The organism is Ruegeria sp. D4 (assembly GCF_056534475.1).
Genome location: NZ_JBQFPJ010000005.1, coordinates 240,680 through 247,309 on the forward strand (window position 1 = coordinate 240,680; position 6,630 = coordinate 247,309).

General features: G+C 56.1%; 7 protein-coding genes. All 7 read right to left on the minus strand.

The window, feature by feature from the left end:
• Window positions 1–24: 24 nt before the first annotated feature.
• Complete coding sequence (locus tag ACR0MI_RS10360; protein WP_170816676.1) at window positions 25–1,245, minus strand: serine hydrolase domain-containing protein; 1,221 nt, start codon at window positions 1,243–1,245, stop codon at window positions 25–27.
• 109 nt (window positions 1,246–1,354) lie between these two features.
• The gene (locus ACR0MI_RS10365) at window positions 1,355–2,386 is read right to left on the minus strand and encodes an extracellular solute-binding protein (protein ID WP_170680699.1); all 1,032 of its coding nucleotides are present in this window, start codon (window positions 2,384–2,386) and stop codon (window positions 1,355–1,357) included.
• A 50-nt stretch (window positions 2,387–2,436) separates the two neighbouring features.
• Entirely contained in the window at window positions 2,437–3,267 is an 831-nt protein-coding gene (locus ACR0MI_RS10370; protein ID WP_170680702.1) for an ABC transporter permease, read from the minus strand.
• Window positions 3,260–4,216 (minus strand): ABC transporter permease, encoded by a 957-nt coding sequence (locus tag ACR0MI_RS10375; protein ID WP_170680705.1) that lies wholly within the window; start codon window positions 4,214–4,216, stop codon window positions 3,260–3,262. The genes ACR0MI_RS10370 and ACR0MI_RS10375 overlap by 8 nt, the downstream gene beginning before the upstream one ends.
• Window positions 4,216–5,277, minus strand: coding sequence for an ABC transporter ATP-binding protein (locus tag ACR0MI_RS10380; RefSeq protein WP_170680707.1), 1,062 nt, complete (start codon window positions 5,275–5,277; stop codon window positions 4,216–4,218). The genes ACR0MI_RS10375 and ACR0MI_RS10380 overlap by 1 nt, the downstream gene beginning before the upstream one ends.
• Before the next feature lie 114 nt (window positions 5,278–5,391).
• Window positions 5,392–6,168 carry a helix-turn-helix domain-containing protein gene (locus ACR0MI_RS10385; protein ID WP_170680710.1) on the minus strand — a complete coding sequence of 259 codons (777 nt, stop codon included), beginning with the start codon at window positions 6,166–6,168 and terminating at the stop codon, window positions 5,392–5,394.
• 216 nt (window positions 6,169–6,384) lie between these two features.
• On the minus strand, window positions 6,385–6,630 hold a 246-nt coding region (locus ACR0MI_RS10390), incomplete at its 5' end, for a transposase (RefSeq protein WP_480442425.1).

Genomic DNA, 6,630 nt, shown 5'->3' on the forward strand with positions numbered 1-6,630 from the left:
CTCTTGTGTCAGTGATGGTTTGAACTACTCAAGCGCGCGAATGATTGCCTCGCAGGCACGCACGGCATCGTGGCTAAAGGACTGGATCAGATAGTCGGGCCAGCTGGAAAGCTTGACGATAACCACGTCCGCGGTCAGGTCAATGAAGATCAGTTGACCAAAAACTCCGCGCGCCATGAACACGCCGCGCCTCGGGTCGTGAACCCACCAAAACCTTCGGTATGCCCCTTGAGGGGACAGCACGTCATACGGGTCACCGTGCTTTGAAGGGTCCGCTCCCGAACAAATCCCAGAAACCCAGCTTTCCGGCACTACTTGCTGGTCACCGACCTTGCCACCATCAGCCATCATGCGGCCAAAGCGGGCATAGTCCCGAAGAGTCGCGTTGAACCCGCCGTCAGCGAGTGCTGTCTTGGCGTCGTCTACAGTGAAAAAGCCCGAATGCACGCAGCCAATCTTTTGCCAGATCCGGCTGGACAAGAGCGAAGCAAGGTCTTCGCCGCTCACACGTTCCAAGGCCCAGGCGATGACATCCGTCTCAATCGAGCGGTAAGAAAACGCCTGCCCATGGGGTCTTTCCCGGGGCAAAGTTAGAATAACATCCCGAATGGTAGGTTTGATTTCTCCCTTGCGAACCGGGCGCCAGCCCGACGCCACATCTACGCGTGTCATGTCACTATCCGGAAAGCCATAATCCTCGGTAAAGCGCACGCCGGATTGCATATCGAGCGCCTGATCTACAGTGCATCCGGCATAGCCGGTCCCAGCAAGTTCCGGTACGATATTGTCAAGCGGCTCCGAGAGGTCCAGCTTGCCTTCACCGTGAAGCACACCGGCCAGAGAGCCGATCAGGGATTTGGAGACAGATTGCCCCAAATGTGCGGTGTCCGGAGTAAAGTCGTTGGCATATATCTCGGTTAAAAGCCGGTTGCCTTTCAACACTAGGAAGCCATCCGTGTAGCTCTCAGTCAGCCAGTTCCCGACCGATAGTTGGCGGTCGTCAAAGGTCTGAAACTCCGTATCCAGCAGGTCACGGGGCGCCTGTATCAGTTCTCGGGCATTCGGGCCCGGACGAACATCGACCGTGGGAAACAGACTACGCATGTTCTGGAAGGTCCAGCGGTTGAACGGGGCGAGGTCCCAGTTCTCGAGAGACGGGCGTTTCTCAGGCGGGGGCGGGAAACCCTGCATGATGCCGATCTCACGCGCTGTTTTGGGCCTGGGGCCGGATTTGCTGTTTTGCATTTTCCATGCTCCCGCAAGGTGACCCAAACAGGGGCCGCAGTCAGGTTGATAAAACTTTGGAAGGGGTCGGCCCGACCAGAGATGGGCCGACCACAGGTGACTTTTAAGTTTATTGCTTAAGGCGGGTCCAAACCTGGTTGTACAGGTCCACAACGTCTTGGTCGCAAGGCTTCACAAAGTCGGGTACCGGTGCCCCTGCAGGCATCACGATTTCAGGCGCGTCGAGCATCTCGGCATCCATGAATGCCTCGGAACCTTTGATCCCGTTGGCATAACGCGCAAAGTTCGAGGTCATTGCAGCGTTTTCCGGGTCCATCATGAAGTTCACGAAGAGCTTTGCGTTTTGCATGTTGGGTGCGTCGGCAAGAATCGCGACGTTATCCATCCATCCGGTGAACCCCTCCTTTGGATAGGCGTACTGCAAGGTCGGGCGATCCGCCCGGGCGCGCATGGCCGCGCCGTTCCAGCTTTGCGACAGGTCCACATCTTTCGACGTCAGCTTTTCGATCACCGCATAATCCATGGTGCGCCAGTCACCCTTGGCATTTTCGAGCAGTGCCATCAGCTCTTTCATCTGATCGGGATTGGAGTTGCAACGCGGATAGCCTAGGTAGCGCAGGCCGGCGTTGATCACATCATTCATGTCATTCAGCATGTTGATACGGCCCTTAAGCTCTTCGGGCGTATCGAAGATCAGGCCAAGCGTGTCTATGTCACCGCTGTAGACCGCGCTGTCGACCGTAAAGCTGGTCGTACCCCACTGATATGGGACCGAATACTTGCGACCCGGATCCCAGTATACATCGACCCAGTTCGGGTCCATGTTATTGAAGTTGTCCATTTCGGAGGCATTGATCTCGGCCAGTAAGCCTTCGCCTACCATAATCGCGATCATGTAGTCGCCAGGAACAACAACATCATAGCCGGTGTTGCCCTCTTTGACCTTGGCCAGCATGGTTTCATTGCTGTCATAGCTGTCCAGCGTGACCTCAATATCGTATTGGGCTTCGAATTTCTCGATCATCTCTGGGTTGGTGTAGTTCCCCCAGTTATAGATGTTCAGTTTGCCTTCGGCATGCGCTCCTGCCGCGCTGAGCGCCAGGGCCGAGATGGCTGCGGCTTTGAGAAGAGTGTATTTCATTTTGTTCTCCGTTGAGATTGATGGCGTCCCGCAGCAGCGCGGGCTTCTTGTTATTTTCGTTTGCGTTGCAGAAAGAAGGTCAGGGCGACCATGGCGATGGTCACTCCGATCAGGATGGTCGAAACGGCGTTGACCTCTGGCGTTACGCCGCGACGGATTTGGCCCAAAATATAGATGGGCAAGGTGGTTTCACCCGGTCCGGCCACCAGAAGCGTGATGATGACGTCGTCAAGAGAGACTACAAAGGCCAGCATCGCCCCCGCCATAACACCGGGCATCAAAAGCGGCAGCGTCACATAGCGGAATGTCTGCCAAGGCGTCGCGTACAAATCAGCGGCGGCGGCTTCGTAAGTCACGGACAAATCTGACAAACGCGCGCGGATCGGCATGTAAGCAAAGGGCACGCAGAAAACTGTGTGCGCGAGGATCAGCCAGCCGATCCCAGTAACACCCGTGAGCTGGCGCAGGATCGAAAAGAAGGCCAGCGTCGCAATCGCCGTGACGATCTCGGGGATCATCAAGGGCTGGTTTATGAGCGCAATAGCCGCAGAACGGCCGCGATAAACATCGCCGCGCGTTGTCGCCAGTGCAGCCATTGTGGCAATGATAGTGGAAAACACGGTCGCGGTGAGAGCGACCTGTACCGAGATCATTGCCGACCGTCGGATGTCATCGTTTTCCAAGGCCGCCGCGTACCAGCGCAAGCTGAACTCGGTCCAGCGCACAACAGAGCGGTTATCGTTGAACGAGAACACGACCAGGACAGCAATCGGTGAGTAGAGGAACAACAGAACCAGCCAGGACATGCCGGTGAACAGGGGTTGCCGGCGTAGTTCGCGCACGTCTGTCGACGGCCGGAAGAGTGACGACAGTTTAGCCATGTCCACTCTCCTTCGAAGCACCTGCCCGCAAGCTGACAAGAAGCGCGATTAACACGACTGCCATCAGGATCAGTGCAGCAGCGGCGCCAAAGGGCCAGTTGCGGCCCGAACCGAACTGCAGGGCAATCAGGTTGCCGATCATCAGTTTCTTGCCACCGCCGAGCAGTTCCGGCGTGATGTAGGCCCCAAGCGCCGGGATCAGCACTAGAACGCAGCCCGCGACAATGCCCGGACGGGTAATCGGTATAATGATGTGGCGGAACACCTGCGTGCGTGTGGCATAGAGATCATGCCCTGCCTCAAGCAGCGAAAAGTCGAACTTCTCCAGCGAGGCATAGATCGGGAGGATCATGAAAGGCAGGTAGCTGTAGACCAGCCCGGCCAGTACCGCGCCGTCGGTGTACAACATCTCGATCGGCTCGCTGATCAGGCCGATGTTCATCAGCGTCAGGTTCACAAAACCCTCGTCCCGTACGATCAGAAGCATCGAGTACGTACGGATCAACAGGTTCGTCCAAAACGGCAGAGTGATGGCGAACAGCCAGAAATTGCGTTGTTCCTGCGAGCGGGCCGCAATGAAGTAAGCAACAGGAAACCCAAGGATCAGGGTTCCAATCATAGTGGCGATGGCAAGACCAAAGGAACGCCCGAAGATCTGAAGATAGGCGCTGTTAAAGGTCAGCGTGTCATCAAAAATATCCCGCTCGAACAGGAACTGCACATAGGCGTCGTAAGAGAACGTCCATTCAACGCCGCCATAGGTCCCGGGTTCAAGGAACGAGTAAACCAGGGCGATAGAGAGAGGGAACAGTCCAAAGATACCGATAATCCCGAGCGCCGGCGCCAGCAGGAAAAGCCGCGTTCTGCGTCTTTGACGCGCGCGCTCGGCCTGCGCCGCAAGCAATCTCGACGCGGCGTCCGGCTGCGGGATATGTGCAACGCCGGCCATCAGTCTTCCAGTACATGCAGCATGGAGGTATCAAATTCGAGCCCGACGCGCGATCCGACGGGGCGCGGAGTGGAAACCTGGACGTGAACACTGACACCATCTTCCAGCCGCACAAGCATTTGCGACCCGGCCCCGAAGTAGGTGCTGTCCACGACCTCGCCACGCAAGAGCGCTGTTTCGGCACTCTCCTCGACCACACGGATCGTTTCGGGGCGCAGAGCGACATGTACGGGGCCCGGTTCGAGCAAGGTGCTGGCAGTGTGAATCGTGAGTGGTTTGCCTTCGCCAAACCGGATTTTTGCCGCGTCTCCGTCAAAGCCAAGCAACGTAGCGTTTACGATGTTGGTGTCCCCGATAAAATCCGCGACGAACCTGCTTTTCGGGGCTGTGTAAATCTCTTCCGGTGTGCCGACCTGACGTACCGAGCCTGCCGACATCACAGCGATCCGGTCCGACATCGCCAGTGCTTCCCCTTGGTCATGCGTGACAAAAACAAACGTAATGCCTGTCTCATGCTGCAGTCGCTTCAACTCGCTCTGCATTCCTTTGCGAAGTTTCAGGTCCAGAGCAGAAAGGGGTTCGTCCAGCAGCAGAACCTTTGGGCGCGGCGCCAGTGCGCGCGCCAAAGCCACGCGCTGCTGCTGCCCGCCTGACAATTGATCAACCCGGCGCGTTGCAAACTCGCCCAGCTGCACCAGGTCCAGCATCTCAGTGATGGTGCTGTCGATCTCGGCTTTCGGCCTTTTCAGCATCTCAAGGCCAAACCCGACATTGCGGGCCACACTCATGTGCGGAAACAGGGCGTAGTTCTGAAACACCGTGTTCACGGGCCGATTGTTGGGTGCCAGATGGCCAATCGACTCACCGTCCAGCGCTATTTCGCCTTCGCTTGGAAGTTCGAACCCGGCGATCAGCCGCAGTAGTGTCGTCTTGCCACAACCTGACGGGCCCAAAAGCGTGAAAAAGCTTCCTTCGGGAATGGTCAGCGACACGTCCCCTAGAGCCGTCACGGCCGCCTGACCTTCGCCAAAGCGTTTTGTCACATTCTTTACGTCGATCATGGTCTGATCCGGACACCCGCACTTGTTGTTTTGTAGAATCAGCTTAAAGCCGGGAGACTTACCCTGTGAATACCTCCAAAGGGCAGTGTGATTTGTACCCCCAAAGGGGTACGACTAATCGTTTGCCGAATGCAGAAACATTGAAAACAGGGCAGACTGGGAAGATATGCGCAGCTTTCTATAGATGTTCTTGCGATGCACTTTGATCGTCGCCGGGGAAACATCCAGCAAAAGCGCAATGGACCGCGTCGAGTGCCCGCGCAAAAGGAACTGCACGACCTCGATCTCCCGCTGTGTCAAACCTTTGCAAACCTTGTCGATGACCCCGCCGAAATCGACCTCGCTCTCGTCGAGTCGGCCTGACGAGGGGTTGCGATGGAAGTGCTGCTCGCAAAGCGCCGATATGATCGGGTGCAGGTCTGTCAACCGTTCGACATCCCGCCGCGTGAACCGGGTTTTTCCCTCGGAAGGACCGAGAGAAAGAAACAAGGTGCCGCTTGCTATTGCTACGAACACCCCGATCTCGTCCGTCAGAAACAGGGATTTGTAGTAGATCCGAAAGTAGTCGGAATTGGCAAACCTGTCCGGTGTAACGTCTCTTAGTACCATCACTGGTTCGTGGCGTTCACCAATGAAACGAACAACAAACGGGTCCAGCAGCCAGGCGCGATCAAGCCATCGGTCGACAACAACCGAGCGACGTTCCGAACGCACATTGTCATAGACATGTTCGGGCGCTTTTCCCGGGTTCAAAAGGCTGACAAACGCGCCCTTGAACGAAGCTGCCTCGCGCATGAGGTTCAACAATTCCGGCATAAAACTAGATGTGCCTACAGCCCTGATCGCCCCGGCGACTTCTTCCGCGTAAGTTGGCTTTTCGGACTTTCCCAAGTATCCCACCTGGCTAAAGGGCATTTCCTTCCCAATGTGGCTAGCCGGATTTAACTTGGCAACCTTTTCGCGCAGCTATCAGCCGGGAGAGGCGTTTTTTCGCATAGACTTGCTGAATCATGCTCAAAACCTATTCCGATACAAGATTTCAAATATTGGAGAAGCGGAAGAACAATGACTTTAAACTAAATCTCTTTAAAGGCTTAGGGTCAGGACTCATAGCCAATAGATGAGGGTAGCCGCCAGTGCGATGGCTGAGAGGAAGATCTTTGGGCACCTGTCGTATCGGGTTGCCACTCGCCGCCAATCTTTCAGCCTTCCGAACATGATCTCGATCCGGTTGCGACGTTTGTAGCGACGCTTGTCGTACATCACCGCTTTCTTCCGCTGCTTCCGGCCTGGGATGCACGCACGTATCCCTTTGTCTTTCAACGCTTCCCGGAACCAATCAGCGTCATATCC